The 14,114-nt window shown below is 52.8% G+C and carries 13 protein-coding genes and 1 tRNA gene; 6 read left to right on the forward strand and 8 right to left on the reverse strand.

The annotated features are described in order from the left end of the window. Window positions 1-46 precede the first annotated feature (46 nt). From ACSYTG_RS10090 to ACSYTG_RS10115, 6 genes are all read right to left on the reverse strand, one after another. Window positions 47-415, reverse strand: coding sequence for a helix-turn-helix domain-containing protein (locus tag ACSYTG_RS10090; protein WP_095350300.1), 369 nt, complete (start codon window positions 413-415; stop codon window positions 47-49). A gap of 485 nt (window positions 416-900) precedes the next feature. After that, window positions 901-1,572 carry a methionine ABC transporter permease gene (locus ACSYTG_RS10095; RefSeq protein ID WP_095350299.1) on the reverse strand — a complete coding sequence of 224 codons (672 nt, stop codon included), beginning with the start codon at window positions 1,570-1,572 and terminating at the stop codon, window positions 901-903. After that, window positions 1,553-2,533 carry a methionine ABC transporter ATP-binding protein gene (locus ACSYTG_RS10100; protein ID WP_489783308.1) on the reverse strand — a complete coding sequence of 327 codons (981 nt, stop codon included), beginning with the start codon at window positions 2,531-2,533 and terminating at the stop codon, window positions 1,553-1,555. The genes ACSYTG_RS10095 and ACSYTG_RS10100 overlap by 20 nt, the downstream gene beginning before the upstream one ends. Next, a complete protein-coding gene (locus ACSYTG_RS10105; RefSeq protein ID WP_489783307.1) occupies window positions 2,530-3,345 on the reverse strand; it encodes a MetQ/NlpA family ABC transporter substrate-binding protein in 816 nt (271 codons plus the stop codon). The genes ACSYTG_RS10100 and ACSYTG_RS10105 overlap by 4 nt, the downstream gene beginning before the upstream one ends. A 179-nt stretch (window positions 3,346-3,524) precedes the next feature. After that, entirely contained in the window at window positions 3,525-4,949 is a 1,425-nt protein-coding gene (locus ACSYTG_RS10110) for an FAD-binding oxidoreductase (protein ID WP_489783306.1), read from the reverse strand. A gap of 30 nt (window positions 4,950-4,979) precedes the next feature. Beyond that, complete coding sequence (locus tag ACSYTG_RS10115; protein ID WP_489783305.1) at window positions 4,980-6,449, reverse strand: mannose-1-phosphate guanylyltransferase/mannose-6-phosphate isomerase; 1,470 nt, start codon at window positions 6,447-6,449, stop codon at window positions 4,980-4,982. A gap of 491 nt (window positions 6,450-6,940) precedes the next feature. Here ACSYTG_RS10115 and ACSYTG_RS10120 point away from each other — a divergent pair, with 491 nt between their 5' ends. The 4 genes from ACSYTG_RS10120 to ACSYTG_RS10135 are packed head-to-tail and all read left to right on the forward strand — an operon-like array spanning window position 6,941 to window position 10,076. Beyond that, window positions 6,941-7,324, forward strand: a complete 384-nt coding sequence (locus ACSYTG_RS10120; protein WP_491706412.1) for a dihydroneopterin aldolase — start codon at window positions 6,941-6,943, stop codon at window positions 7,322-7,324. After that, complete coding sequence (locus ACSYTG_RS10125; protein ID WP_086645714.1) at window positions 7,302-8,087, forward strand: SDR family oxidoreductase; 786 nt, start codon at window positions 7,302-7,304, stop codon at window positions 8,085-8,087. Before ACSYTG_RS10120 ends, ACSYTG_RS10125 begins: the two co-directional genes overlap by 23 nt. Before the next feature lie 53 nt (window positions 8,088-8,140). Further along, window positions 8,141-9,064 (forward strand): hypothetical protein, encoded by a 924-nt coding sequence (locus ACSYTG_RS10130; protein WP_489783304.1) that lies wholly within the window; start codon window positions 8,141-8,143, stop codon window positions 9,062-9,064. Window positions 9,065-9,089: 25 nt separating this feature from the next. Next, complete coding sequence (locus ACSYTG_RS10135) at window positions 9,090-10,076, forward strand: NAD(P)/FAD-dependent oxidoreductase (protein WP_278740035.1); 987 nt, start codon at window positions 9,090-9,092, stop codon at window positions 10,074-10,076. Between the two features lie 62 nt (window positions 10,077-10,138). On the opposite strand, the gene ACSYTG_RS10140 is transcribed toward ACSYTG_RS10135, so the two are convergent. Further along, window positions 10,139-10,214, reverse strand: a tRNA-Glu gene (locus ACSYTG_RS10140). Window positions 10,215-10,265: 51 nt separating this feature from the next. Beyond that, on the reverse strand, window positions 10,266-11,171 hold the full coding sequence (locus ACSYTG_RS10145) for an energy transducer TonB (RefSeq protein ID WP_489783303.1): 906 nt from the start codon (window positions 11,169-11,171) through the stop codon (window positions 10,266-10,268). Between the two features lie 71 nt (window positions 11,172-11,242). Here ACSYTG_RS10145 and ACSYTG_RS10150 point away from each other — a divergent pair, with 71 nt between their 5' ends. Then, window positions 11,243-11,788, forward strand: coding sequence for a hypothetical protein (locus tag ACSYTG_RS10150; RefSeq protein WP_489783302.1), 546 nt, complete (start codon window positions 11,243-11,245; stop codon window positions 11,786-11,788). Between the two features lie 98 nt (window positions 11,789-11,886). Further along, window positions 11,887-14,055 (forward strand): TonB-dependent receptor, encoded by a 2,169-nt coding sequence (locus ACSYTG_RS10155; RefSeq protein WP_095349534.1) that lies wholly within the window; start codon window positions 11,887-11,889, stop codon window positions 14,053-14,055. Window positions 14,056-14,114 lie beyond the last annotated feature (59 nt).

Consider the following 14,114-nt stretch of genomic DNA (forward strand, 5'->3'; position numbering starts at 1 on the left):
AACGGTAAGAACGTTTACCTTTGGCAGCCAGACTGCCTAAAAACGATTACCCTTCCAGATTAACCGTTTTTGCCTGCCGTTCCATCCACTTCTGGGCGGAAACTTTGCGGGACGCATCGAGCATCCGGTAAAGGGAAACCATATCCCGCTCATCGGGCGAGACGATCAGATCAATATCTTCCTGCACGTAGCCTGTCAGAAACACTTCTGGTTCCACGTGCAACAATGCTGCCAGTTTGGGAATATGCTTGCGCGCACTTCCCTCACGCCCTGTTTCCCAGAATGCTATGGCGGGGCGGGAGACACCGAGTGCATCGGCAACCTGCTGCTGTGTAAGACCGGCAGTTTTGCGAAGAATTTTGATTCTCTGACCAAGTTCAACACCCGGCGAGATAACATTGTCCCGTTGAGCCATCTTAATTCCTCCATTTTACCACGCCGTGGCAGAATGCTTTTGCCGGAAAAATTCGCACCATATTTAAAAATGCACAGAGTGCGCGCTGCTCTGCCTCAAATCATATCCATGAGAAAAGCAGGTAACCAATAAAGTGGTGCATACCTGTTATAGTCATAACACAGAATCAATCATGTGCAACAAATTACGGGGCGTTAATTTTTCAAAGCTCTATTTTGTGGTCACATTCCTGTGTGAGCGAGATTTATTTTGGTGCTCAAAACAATAAAATAAGTGTTATTTTTTGCTTTATTCAGTGATGTGCGCAGGAAGAATAAAATACGGCACACAAGTTTGCAGCCTTGGAGCGGCCACAGCACCTGCATGACTTATGCTTTAAAAATAACACCTTCGCTACCTGCTCCACATAGCTCGACCCGTGCAGTGACTCGGCTGAATCCCTAGTGCACTGGCCCCGTAGGCGAGCGTTGGGTAGTGCTACCCTTTTACTCTGCCCGCCCCGGGCCTGTATGACGCAAGGAGTGCGCAAGAAAATTACCCACACCCTGCAAGGCCATAACCAGAGCGATTAGAACAGCCACCACCCCGAACATGACCGTGGTGTTGAAGCGCTGATACCCATAGCGGATTGCCAGATCACCCAGCCCACCCGCGCCTATGGCCCCGGCCATGGCAGATGCGCCCACAAGCGTTACCAGCGTAACCGTAAAGCCCGAGATCAGCCCCGGCAGACTTTCTGGCAGCAGCACATAGCGCACCACCATCCACCGAGTGCCCCCCATGGCCCGTACGGCATCGACCAGCCCGGTATCCACCTCCCGCAAAGACACTTCGGCAATACGGGCAAAATAAGGAATGGCCGCAATGGACAAAGGTACAATAGCAGCCGTTGTACCCAATGCCGTGCCAACCACCATGCGGGTGAAGGGAATAAGCAGCACAAGCAAAATAATAAACGGTACGGCCCGCACCGCATCCACTACCCCACCCACCAAGCGGGATAACAGCGGCAGAGGATACAGCCCCGAAGGGGAGGTAAGAACAAGCAGCACAGCCAGCGGCAGGCCGCCAGCAACCGCCAGCGCTCCGGAGGCCAGAACCATTTCCAGTGTTTCAGCCGTAGCGCGCCAGAGCAGATCAAGAATGAGCCGGGACATATCCAATTACCTCGGCTGCACAGGCATGCGCCTGAAGAGCGTTCATGGTTGCGACGGAAAGACCATCTGTTTGCACCACCACATCCACCAGTTCCTCCCTTTCCGGGTTGGGGAGGGTGTGCAGCAGGGCAAAACTGGCCTGACACTGTTGTTCCAGCGTGTGGAGCAAAGGGGTAAACGCTGCCTGTGTGGCCACGGTCAAGCGTACAATGGCGTGGCTGCCATCCTGCGGGGTCTGGCTGAGATTGGGCGGCAGAACAGCGGCCAGCTGGTTGGCATCCAGAATATCGGCCGGTTTGCCACGGCTCACAATGCGCCCTTTTTCCAGCACAAGCACTTGCTGCGCCAGACTGCGCACGACATCCATCTCATGCGTGATAAAAACAACGGTCAGGCCCAGCACACGGTTAATATCGGCCAGAAGCGCCAGAATTGTCTGGGTTGTCTCCGGGTCCAGCGCCGAGGTTGCTTCATCACACAGCAACAGGGCCGGGTGGGCAGCCAATGCCCGTGCAATGCCAATACGCTGCTTTTGCCCGCCAGAAAGCATAGCCGGATATTTACCCGCGTGATCCGCCAGACCAACAAGGTCCAGCAGTTCCACCACACGTTTGTTGCGCTCGGCCTTGGGCGTACCGGCAATTTGCAACGGCAGGGCCACATTGGCCGCAATGGTGCGCGAGTTAAGCAGGTTGAAGTGCTGAAAAACCAACCCGATCCTGCGCCGTAGCAGAACAAGCTTTGCCTCGGGCAGGATAGCCATATCCTCCCCTTCCAGCAGTATTCTGCCAGACTGGGGGCGGTCCAGACCGCTCAGGCACCGTAAAAGCGTGGATTTACCTGCCCCTGAGCGGCCAATAATACCCAGCCGCTGCCCCTTGGGCACCGTAAACGAAATATCGTGCAGGGCAGGCTGGCCGCCAAAGGAGCGGTTAAGGCGTTCGACTTCTAAAAGGTTCATGGCCAGGATGGCAGCACAGCGCCATGAAACGCCTTGTCCAGAGCCTGCCGCACATTGGGCTGCTGATAGGCGTGCACCAGCTTGGCAACCCACGGAGCGGATTTATCGGCTTCGTTCACGGCTATAATGCAGATATACGGGTTATTATCGGCTGTTTCCTGCGCAATGCGTGTTTTTTCAATATCCACGCCAACCTTTTTGGCCCAGTCCGTATTAATTATCGCGCCATCCAGATCGGTCAGGGCACGCCCCACCACACCGGCATCAAGCTCGCGGATACTGATGTTATGGGGGTTTTCCGTAATGTCGAGCGCTGTTGGGGTATTCCCTGCATCCGCCGCGAGTTTGATCAACCCCAGTTTTTGCAGCAGAAGCAGGGCGCGCCCTTCGTTTGTCGGATCATTGGGTACGCCAATCACAGCCTTGTCTGGCAGGTCGGCAACAGATTTCCAGCGTGTTGAGTAAAGCCCGATCGGCGCCACGTAAGTATGCCCGACCGACACAATGCCATACCCCTTGGCTTTGTTCTGGACATCCAGAAAAGGAGTATGCTGGAAGGCGTTGGCATCCAGCTCATGCTCTGCCAGCGCTTCGTTCGGAGCGTTGTAATCTGAAAAAGTAACCAGCTTGAGTTCCAGCCCATCCCGGGCGGCATTGGCTGCCACCACCGGCCACACGTCCTCATCTTCCCCTGCCATAATGCCTACGCGCAGGACCTGTGGCGCGGCATATGCGGTCTGGCCCGCCAGAGCACATGCCAACGCCATGCTCCCAGCCAGTACAGCCCGACGGGAAAGAAGGAAAGAAACCATCGCTGACAAACCCCGCTATAAGGAATGGGAAGAGACAACACAATAAATCACTATCAGTTCTGCTTGAATAAAATATAGCACCCGATTGTCAAGTTTATTTGTAGTGTCCCACCCCCATGATCCGCAAAGGTAATACGGTTTTTACCCGGAAGCACTCCGCACAGACCTTTGCAAGCCCGTTATCCGATATAAGCCAGCCCTTCTGGCAAAAGCTTACCGGGGTTGAGAATATTCCGTGGGTCCAGAGCAACTTTTAATGTTCGCATCACCTCAAGGGATTGCGCACCATGTTCTCGTTCCAGAAACTCCAGCTTGCCAACCCCTACGCCGTGCTCTCCACTGCATGAGCCATCAAGTGCCAGTGCGCGCGCAACAATTTTGCGGTCAAGCTCCAGAGCCTTTGTACTCCCTTCAGGCGTATCTTCCGTCATGATCAGTGTATGAAAATTACCATCCCCAACATGGCCAAGAATGGCAACCTGTAACCCGGATGCTTCAATATCGGCCTTAACCCCCACAATAAGGGGAGCGAGCTGAGAAATAGGCACGATGCAATCCGTGCTGATCACCCTAAAGCCCGGATAAAGTGCCTTAACGGCCCAGAAAGCGTTATGCCGCGCCTTCCACAACCGGGCCCGTTCATCGGGTGTGTCTGCCCAGGCAAAGCCAAGGCCGTTATTGTCCCCGGCCAGAGCTTCGGTCACGTCCACCTGCTCCCGCACGGAAGCGGGGGCACCGGCAAATTCAAAAAACAGGGTGGTAATCGGCCGCAGTTCATCCAGCCCGGAATAGCGGATGCTGGCCGCCATCTGCACGTCGTCCATCAGTTCCACGCGCGCAATCGGCACCCCGGCCTGAATCACTTCCACCGCCGTGCGTACCGCATCTTCCAGATTTTCGAACTGGCAGATCGCAGCCGAAAGCTGCTCGGGAATACCGTGCAGGCGCAACTGGACTTCCGTAATAATGCCCAAAGTCCCTTCTGACCCGATGAACAGGGAGGTCAGGTCATACCCGGTGGAGGATTTTCTTACCCGTCCACCAGTTTTTATGACCTCTCCATTTGCCATAACCACGGTCAGGCCAAGCACGTTTTCTTTCATTGTGCCGTAATGCACTGCTGCGGTGCCCGAAGCACGGGTTGCACACATACCGCCTAGCGTGGCCTCACCACCCGGGTCCACGGGGAAGAACAGCCCCGTATCACGCAAACGGATATTGAGCTCCTGCCGGGTCAAGCCTGCCTGCACGCGGCAGTCCATATCCTCCGCATTCACCTGCAGAACCTCGGTCATTCTGGACAGGTCGAGACTCACGGCATGTTCAGGCGGCGTAACATGCCCTTCCACCGATGTACCAGCCCCAAAGGCCACAACAGGCACATAGGCCCCGTGGCATATGCCCAGAACGGTCGAGACATCTTCCGTTGTTTCGGCAAACACAACCGCTGCGGGCAGGCGCGCCAGTTCCAGCGCTTCGCCATGGCTGTGCGCTTCACACACAGACTGGTTGGTGGAGACCTTGTCCCCCAGATAATCCTTCAATTGCGCCAAAACAGCAGAAACACGCGCCGCTGCATGGGGAATAAAAGAAACGTTAGGCATTTTTTCTTCCCCAGTCCTTACTGAAAAAATCTACTTAGTCCGGCTATAGATATCATCAAAACGCACAATGTCATCCTCACCCAGATACGAACCGGACTGAACCTCGATCAGGGTAACAGGCATGCGGCCGGGATTTTCAAGCCTATGCAGACTGCCCAGTGGCAGATAGATGCTCTCGTTCTCCCGCACAATCACCTGCTCCACACCACGCCTGACAAGGGCTGTGCCTTCCACAACCACCCAGTGTTCAGCCCGATGATAATGTTTTTGTAACGAGAGCTTCTGCCCCGGCTGGACGACAATTTTTTTGACCTGAAAACGATGCCCTGCTGTCAAAGCTTCATAATACCCCCAGGGCCGATAGGTCAGGCGATGCGCATCCGCTTCGGGCATATTGTTTTTTTTCAGGTTTTGCACAAGGGTTTTAACATCCTGCGCCCGGTCCTTACTGGCAACCAGCACCGCATCCTGCGTTGCCACAACCACCAGATTATCCACGCCCAGAACCGCCGCCAGCAAACCATCGGTACGCACGTAAGACTGGCCTACATCTTCTAGCAGCACGTTGCCATGTATCACATTGCCTTGGGCGTCCTTGCGCCCCAATTCCCACAAGGCGTCCCAACTCCCCACATCCGACCAGCCGAAACTGCCGGGCACAACGGCTGCCTTATCCGTGCGTTCCGCCACGGCATAATCAACCGAAATATCGGGAGAGCGGGAAAAACTGTCCGGGTCCAGTCTTTCAAAATCCATATCTGTCTTACGTTTTTGCACGGCCTCTTCAACACAGGCATACAGGTTAGGTTCGTAACGCTGCATCTCGGCCAGAAAAGTCGCGGCACGGACAACAAACATGCCCGAATTCCACAAATACCCCCCTTGCGCCAGAAAAGCGGCTGCCTTGCCCTTGTCCGGTTTTTCCACAAACTGGGTGACGGAATAAACTTCGGGCATGCCCGCAAGAGCGGCACCTTGCTCAATATACCCGTAGCCTGTTTCCGGCCGGGTTGCGGCCATGCCAAAGGTGACCACATAGCCTGCTTTGGCTGCCGTTACGGCATGTTCAAGAGCAACATGCAGTTTGTGTACATCCTGAATAGCCGCATCCGCAGCCATGACCCACAACACGGCATCGGGGTTACGTTCGGCCACAACAAATGCGGCGGCAGCAATGGCCGGGGCCGAATTACGACCAACGGGCTCCAGAATAATCCGGGCATCGTAGATACCCACACCGCGAAGCTGCTCGGCAATAACAAAGCGGTGCTCGGCATTACAGACAACAACCGGAGCTGCCACCCCTTTGGCCTGCCCCCGCAAAGCCGTATCCTGCAAAAGTGTAAAGTCGGTTAACAAGGACCAGAACTGCTTGGGAAAGCTCCCGCGGGAGACGGGCCACAACCTGCTCCCAGCCCCACCAGACAGAATAACCGGCACAATACCGGGCATGCCCTCCTGCTCCGGGCTACCACCGGTTCCGTCTTTGTCACCAACCATGCTCGTACCCCCAAGCCTTACGGCGCGCTATAGCCCTCTTTCTTTCCGTAATACAGGCATACGACCATGACAATCATTCCTGATCCTCCCCTAGTGGGAGGGTGAAAATATCTCTCCCACAAATTGGAAAATAACTTTTATTATCTTATAAACTATATTTTATTTATATATAATTTTATTTACGAAACTCTGTAAAATACCTTTTTTATTTCAATATAACCAAATAACTGAATTGAAATATCATACCAAACCATTACCACTGACGCAGCGGGAGCCAAAAAAGACAATAACTCAAACAAGTTCCAAGCATCAGCGCTCGGACATTCCCCTTGCCGAGATTGAGGATTTTTTTATACTCAAAAATCTTATATTTTATTATTTACCAACAAAGGATGTTTGGTGAGATGATTAGGGACAACATGCCATCACCTAATGCTGCATCACCTTTAGGCACCAGACCATACCTCAAGTCAGTCTTACGGAATGTAATTGTGAATGCGCAGGTTGGTTTGCACCCGTGGGAACTCTACCCGGAAAGACCGACACGACTTTGCGTTAATGTTGAAATGTTTGCATGGTTGCACGGCGCAAAAGCCCACGACAAAGACCTTTACATTGATTACGACCCGGTCCGCAATGCCATCATCAAATGGCCAGAACGGCTGCATACCCCCCTGCTGGAAACCCTTGCCAGAGAACTGGTTGAAGTTTGTTTTGCTAACCCATTAGTAGATGCAATCCGTATCTCCATCACGAAACTTGATATCTTTAACGAAGCAGACGGAGCTGGTATTGAGATTTGTGGTGAACGCTCTGAGCTACTGCCCGCAGGTAATGTAAACAGGAAAAACAATGACCAGTCGCGATCAGAATAACAATGCCCGGGTTGCTCTTGTAACAGGGGGAGCAAAGCGCATCGGAGCTGTTCTTTCGCAGGATCTTGCCCGGAACGGCTGGAAAGTTGCCATTCAGTATAATCACTCCGAACAGGAAGCTCTTGAACTTGTAAACTCTCTGACCTCCATGGGTTACGAGTGCTTTGCTGTTCATGCCGATTTTAATAATCGCGAAGATGTTCAAAAACTTATTCCGGCAGTTGTCGAGCGTTATGGTGCCATAGACGTTCTTGTGAACAATGCTTCTAATTTTGAATACGATAATATTGATTCACTTACTTACGATTCATTTGACAAGCATATGGAACCCAACCTCACAGCACCCCTTTTCCTATCAAGGGATTTTGCGCGTGCACCGGGGAATATTGATGACCGCTGCATCGTAAATATTCTGGATCACAAGGTTAAAAGCCTTAACCCCGATTTTCTTTCCTACACAATCAGCAAAGCAGCACTGCTGTGCGTGACACAGGTCCTGTCCATGGCATTCAAATCCAAGATCCGGGTCAACGCCATTGCCCCCGGCCTGACCTTGAGAAGCGGCAAGCAGACAGACGAAGGCTTTGAGCGTGCCTGGCGTGCCACCCCACTCGGTCGCAGTTCCACCCCGGAAGAAATTTCTGCATGCCTGAGTTTAATTCTGTCGGCCGCATCCATGGTTGGGCAGGTCATCTACCTTGACGGAGGAGAAAGCCTTATCAACCGTGTAAGAGACGTGGCTTTTGATACAACGGTCGTTTGAGTAATAATTTTTAATATATATTGACATTACAAAGCGGGAAGTGGAGCGCATAAATGGAGCTACTGCAATCAATTAAAATACTTAGCGTTCCCCGCTGGGTCAAAGCCTTTATATTTATTCTATTATTTACCGTTGGTATTATTAATACCATTGTGTTTTTCTTTGGTATATTCGAATGGAACGGTGATGAACTGATCAAGGTCAGTATCGAGCTTCTGGGGGTTATTCTTCCAATTATTATTGTTGCCCTTCTGGTATCTCATTCCAGCACTGGCGTGGATGCTCTACGCCGAAAAACAGAAGAGTTTTTCCTGTCAGTTCTACCTGAGACATTGTCTGGCATTCATGAAATCCGTTCAAAATTCTATCAAGCCTCGTCTTCAGTTGAACTCAAAGAACGGACACGCAATCCTTATATTTTCACCAATTTACAAAAAGGCGAATGCTACGCAGATGTCATAACTTATCTGCCTCATGGTAATGACCATCATCTTAAATTGATGATCAGGCTCGAAATAAATGTCAGAAAAATCAATTTCAATCTTATTTTAGATAAAAACATCATTACTAGCCAATACTCACTGAGTCATAACAACTCCTCCCCCAACATTGATGACATATCTGACTTTGTCATCAATAAATTCCATCATACAACAGGGGGGCATAAGCAAAAAACTGTGGATGAAGAAACCGAAGATTATGAAGACGAGGGAGTGAATAAAGAAACAACTTCTCGTCTCGTATATAAAATCAATGATACTCTGCTTGAACGGGTTTATGGCCAAGACCCCTATTTGTGTCTGGTTGCCACATGCTATGTGTCCTCTGAATTTCTCTGGGACCCAAGCGAACAGCTCTTCTTCTCACAGGATCTGCTATTCTTCTTGCGGTCATTTACACAAGAATGCCCTGCCTGTTTTAGCCTGATCCCGAACGCTCATTTAGATGACGAAATAAAAAAGACACTGACAATGTAATTGTGACATTGAAGGGAGCCGGTAAATGCAAAAAAGACAAAACCTGAATGTTTTGATCATCGGCGGCGGACCCGCTGGAATGTCCTGCGCATTATGGCTCAAAAATTATGGCTTAAATCCAGTTATTGTTGAAAAAGACAAAAACCTAGGGGGGCTTCAGGCGAAAAGCCTAGCCTCCAATACATGGCTTTTAGGGTGGCAGTCTGTTCTAGGCAAAGATGTTGCCGCGATTTTTTCCAAACATGTCGCATATGAACGTATTCAGACAATGTTATCCAGCCAGATCATAAGCATCACGAAACTCTCAGAAACCGAATGGCAGGCGACTTTATTGCGTGCAGAAGAAGGGGCCAGACCTAAAAATATTACCCTGATTGTCAGAGCAATTGTTATTGCTACGGGCACTGATTTTGTCGGCCAGAAGTGGATTAAATCGATCCCCGGTGCTGAAAAATGTAAAAATTTAATTCATATGGGACCGGCATCCTATATGAACCCCAACTCTTGGTTTGGTGATCACCCAGTCATTGTAGGGGGCGGCGACAATGCTTTGGAATGCGCTTCCATTTTAAGCCGCAGAGGAAGCCACCCTATTCTTTTAGTTCGCTCAGAACATTTCCGGGCAGATCAGGACAGCCAAGGGAAATTTAAAGACCTCGTTCAGACAGGTTTGGTTGATTTACACATGGAAACAGAAATAACCAATATTTCCATGCAAGATGATGAGAAAATAAAAATAGAAACAAATAACAACCAGACGATTTTATCGGATTCAATTCTCCTAATGCTCGGATATAGTGCCAACTCCTCTGCAACAATAGAATTTTTTGGAAATCCTCGCCCGGTCAGGGATGAGAATAATTATTTTGTAGTCGATGGGAACTGCGAGACAAGCATTCCATCTGTGTATGCCATTGGTGATGTCGCCAATCCCCGCCATCCCTGCACGGCAACGGCCGTTGCTATGGGCACTATGGCCGCAAGACATATTAATAATTGCAGAGGAAAGTAATTTTACTTTTAAGGAAAAATGCGCCTGATTTTTACTTAAAAAATCAATGCTTCAAAAACCTATGGTATCCCGTACGGGATTCGAACCCGTGTTGCCGCCGTGAAAGGGCAGTGTCCTAGGCCTCTAGACGAACGGGACAGAGGCAATGACCAGTCTCCTACTGTAAAATTCTCCCCGACACAAGCTTAATTACTGAATGTGGAAGCCAACAGGTATCCGGCCCGTGACCACAGCCGATTCAGGGGGAGTGCAATGGAGATTTTTAACGGTCTGCAATGCTTGATCATCCAGATCATCATACCCCGTGCTTTGCACCAGCCTTGCAGCAATTACCTGTCCCTTGGCGTTGATACTGACTTCGGCCACGGCCTCACCCTCTTCATGCAAATGGCGTGCAGATACGGGGTAGTGTGATTCGGGGGCAGAACAGGAGAGCTGAAAGCCCCCTTTCTGCCCCGCAGCAGCAGCGCTGGGAGGTGCCACGGCGTGCCCACCTGTTGCAGCCATATCCGTTTTTGCATGGGTATGAGCGGTTGTAGTGCCTTCCCCCGTATGCGCTGCCTCCGGTGGCGCTTTGGTGGTGGCCTGTACACTTTTGTCGTGCTGCATAGCCGGGGCGGGCTGAACCAGTTTTTTTGGCACGGCAGATGCGGGGGGAAGATGTTCGGCTTCAGCCCTGGCAGAAGGCGGCAGAACCACTGCCTCGTTCTGAGTAAGGGATTGCGGATCCATATCCGGCATATCTTCCATGGCCGGGGCGGGCTGGGCCTGAAGTTTGGGAGCTGTTTGCCCCGCCTGCGCCTGTTCAGCTTCAGGCAATGGTGCCTTGGGCACTTCAAACAGCATGGAAACCGCAGCGGGTTGCTGCGTGCCGGTCTGGGGAGAGACTGTCATGATCAGCCACACGGTCATGGCAACATGCGCCAGAACCGCCACGGCAAAAGCCACCAGCCAGACAAACCTGTGCTCGTCAGACAGCCCAATAGCCAGCCCGCGCTGCCTGAGCGCTCCAACAGAACACTCCACAGGCGCGCATGGCACGGCCCTGTGGTCAGGCTCAACCTGTTCCTGTCTGTCTGTATGCCATTTGCTCACGGTGCTGCCTCCGCCCTGAATTATGGCATAGCCCTGTTTGATTTGACAGGGTGGTTCATAAAAGCGCAAACATGGCACAACCATGGCAAAGTGCCTGTGTACTTCTGACTGTTGAAAAGCTTCTGATCCGCCCTATGTTCCGTCGCAACCCCATTATTCGCGCGCTGCTGTTATGGCCGCTGGTCATGGTTACGCTGGCGGGTCTTGTTGGGCTTATGGCGCTCCAGTCGCTTTCCCTGCCAGAAGAGCTCCCCCGTGCAACGCTTATCCGGCTGACAGGCATAGATATTGCTCCGCATGCGGTACAACCGCACACTGCGCAGGCACACTGCGCCCCCATGCCCGGGGGCAGCATGCACCACATGCCCTGCATGGCCAGTGCGCAAAAAAACCAGCAGCAGCACCCCACCCATCATCATGATGAGGCAAGCTGCCCGCTTTGCCCATTACTGGCATTTTTTGCGGCACTGCCTGCTGTTTTCCTGCTTCTGCCAGCCCCTGCCCTGCGCTGGATCCGCCGTGGCAGTGCGGCCTCCGCCCCACGGGCACCACCCGCCTGCATTCTGGGCCTGCCCCCCTCCCGCGGACCACCCCTTACCCTGCTTCAGGCTTTCTGAAACCTCGCTCCCCGCTTTGGTGCATCTGCGCGCTTGCGCCCGTGTGCTCTTGGCCGGGGACTTTACTCAGTATGCTTTGAACAGGGTTTTTTCTGTTTATGTCCTATCCATTTTTTGCCCGCAGCCAGCGTAACTGGCTGTGGCTTATGGCTGCGTGCGCACTCCCCTGCGCCGCAAGCCCCGGCCTGGCCGCAACTGTTGTGACCCTTCCACGGGTGGATATTTCCACCGCGCAGGAAGATGCCGCTCTGGCCGATAGCCTTTTAAGTGCGTCACAGGTTGATAAAAGCTCGGCTCGCATGTCGCGCCTTTCCAGCCCGGATGCGGCATCGCTCTTCCGTAACCAGCCAGGTTTCAGCAGTTACGGCGGGGGGCGGCTAGCCAACCTGCCCGTGCTCAACGGCATGGCGGATGACCGGGTTGCAACCGTGGTGGATGGCGTGCGCATCAACCCCGCCTGCCCTAACCACATGAACCCTGCACTCTCTTACATCGACCCTGACAGTGTGGAGACCGCAACCGCCATTGCAGGGCTGACATCGGTCAGCAATGGGGGGGACAGTCTGGGTGGCACCATTGATGTGGAACGCGCAGACCCACGCTTTGCCCGCCACGGCAAAATCCTGTTTACCGGGCGCGCACGCGGCACCTACCGCAGCAATGGTGGCGGCTATTCCGCCGCAGGCAGTATGACCGTTGCGAACGACACCTTCAGCCTACGCTACAATGCCTCTTACGACCAGTCGGAGGACTACAGCGGCGGGGGCGGCATAGGTAAAGTCGGATCGACCGAATACGTGCGCTACACGCATGACGTAACGCTTGGCATACATAAGAAAAACCACCTGCTGGTGCTGACCTTTGGACAGCAGGACGCCCCGCGGGAAGGGTTTGCCAACCAGTACATGGACATGACCAACAACCGCTCCACCTACGTAAACGGCAAATATGTGGGGGACTTCAACTGGGGTACGCTGGAAGCCCGTGGCCACTGGCAGCGCGTCACCCACGCCATGAACATGCTGGATGACAAGGGTGGACACTCCACCACAAAAGGCATGCCCATGAATGATGACCAGCGCTCGGCTGGTTATTCCATAAAGGCCACAATTCCGCTGGCCCGCCAGCATACACTCCGCCTTGGCAGCTCATTCGACCATGAAGGCCTGCGGGACTGGTGGCCCCCCCTTGTTGGCAGCATGATGATGGGGCCCAACACCTTCAACAACATCAATAACGGCCATAGAGACCGACTGGGCCACTTTGCCGAATGGGAGGCCCAGTGGACACCCCGCGTTTCCACCCTGCTTGGCCTGCGCAATGACCTGGTCATGATGAACACGGGCAATGTTTCGCCCTATTCCTGGACCGGCATGATGAGTGCTGCGGACATAAAAGCCGCCGACAACTTCAACCGCATTAACCACGGGCGCTCGGACGTAAACTTTGACGTCACCGCCCTGACCCGCTGGAAAGCGACAGACAGCCTGACCATAGAAGCAGGCTATGCCCGCAAATCCCGCGCGCCCAACCTGTACGAGCGCTATGCATGGGGGCAGGGAGGCATGTCCTCCAAAATGATCGGCTGGTTTGGTGATGGCAACGGCTACGTTGGCAACCCGAACCTGAAGTCCGAAATCGGGAACACGGCCAGCGTAACATTCGATTGGCATGACCCCACCTCCGCCCAGAGGTGGGAGCTGAAGGTGCAGCCCTATTACACCTATGTGCACAACTACATTAACGTCAATTTTGTCAAAAACCTGAGCGCCAACAGTAACCAGTATATTTTTGAAAACCATAATGCCCAGATGTACGGCATTAACACCTCCGGCCATTATACGGTGTGGAATACAAGCCGTTACGGCAAAGGGGAAATAACCGGCGTGCTCAACTGGGTCCGTGGGCAGGACAAGGTCACCCATACCGGCCTGTACCAGCAGATGCCCCTGAACGGCACACTGGGCCTGAACGAAACCGTAGGCCCGTGGACAGGCCGGGCAGAAATGAACTTTGTCAAAGCCAAGGATACCGTGGACTCACTCCGTAACGAGCCCCGCACCCCCGGCTATGCGCTGCTGAACCTGAACGGCAGTTACAACTGGAAAATGATGACCCTGACAGCAGGGATCGATAACGTGCTGAATCAGGCTTACTACATGCCTCTTGGCGGTATTCTGACATACGACTTAAAGCGCGATGGCACACGCATGCCCATGCCGGGCATGGGTCGTTCGTTCAACGTCAGTCTTTCTGCCACTTTCTGATTTTTTAGCCGTCTTTTACATACAAAAATGCCGTGCGCTCCACCAGCGCACGGCATTTT

Source organism: Acetobacter sp. ESL1128 (assembly GCF_058505085.1).

Excerpts from the sequence above, each read along its gene's own strand:
- ACSYTG_RS10090 (WP_095350300.1), bottom strand. The coding sequence starts at position 415 with ATGGCTCAACGGGACAATGTTATCTCGCCGGGTGTTGAACTTGGTCAG.
- ACSYTG_RS10095 (WP_095350299.1), bottom strand. The coding sequence starts at position 1,572 with ATGTCCCGGCTCATTCTTGATCTGCTCTGGCGCGCTACGGCTGAAACA.
- ACSYTG_RS10100 (WP_489783308.1), bottom strand. The coding sequence starts at position 2,533 with ATGAACCTTTTAGAAGTCGAACGCCTTAACCGCTCCTTTGGCGGCCAG.
- ACSYTG_RS10105 (WP_489783307.1), bottom strand. The coding sequence starts at position 3,345 with ATGGTTTCTTTCCTTCTTTCCCGTCGGGCTGTACTGGCTGGGAGCATG.
- ACSYTG_RS10110 (WP_489783306.1), bottom strand. The coding sequence starts at position 4,949 with ATGCCTAACGTTTCTTTTATTCCCCATGCAGCGGCGCGTGTTTCTGCT.
- ACSYTG_RS10115 (WP_489783305.1), bottom strand. The coding sequence starts at position 6,449 with ATGGTTGGTGACAAAGACGGAACCGGTGGTAGCCCGGAGCAGGAGGGC.
- ACSYTG_RS10125 (WP_086645714.1), top strand. The coding sequence starts at position 7,302 with ATGACCAGTCGCGATCAGAATAACAATGCCCGGGTTGCTCTTGTAACA.
- ACSYTG_RS10130 (WP_489783304.1), top strand. The coding sequence starts at position 8,141 with ATGGAGCTACTGCAATCAATTAAAATACTTAGCGTTCCCCGCTGGGTC.
- ACSYTG_RS10135 (WP_278740035.1), top strand. The coding sequence starts at position 9,090 with ATGCAAAAAAGACAAAACCTGAATGTTTTGATCATCGGCGGCGGACCC.
- ACSYTG_RS10150 (WP_489783302.1), top strand. The coding sequence starts at position 11,243 with ATGGCACAACCATGGCAAAGTGCCTGTGTACTTCTGACTGTTGAAAAG.
- ACSYTG_RS10155 (WP_095349534.1), top strand. The coding sequence starts at position 11,887 with ATGTCCTATCCATTTTTTGCCCGCAGCCAGCGTAACTGGCTGTGGCTT.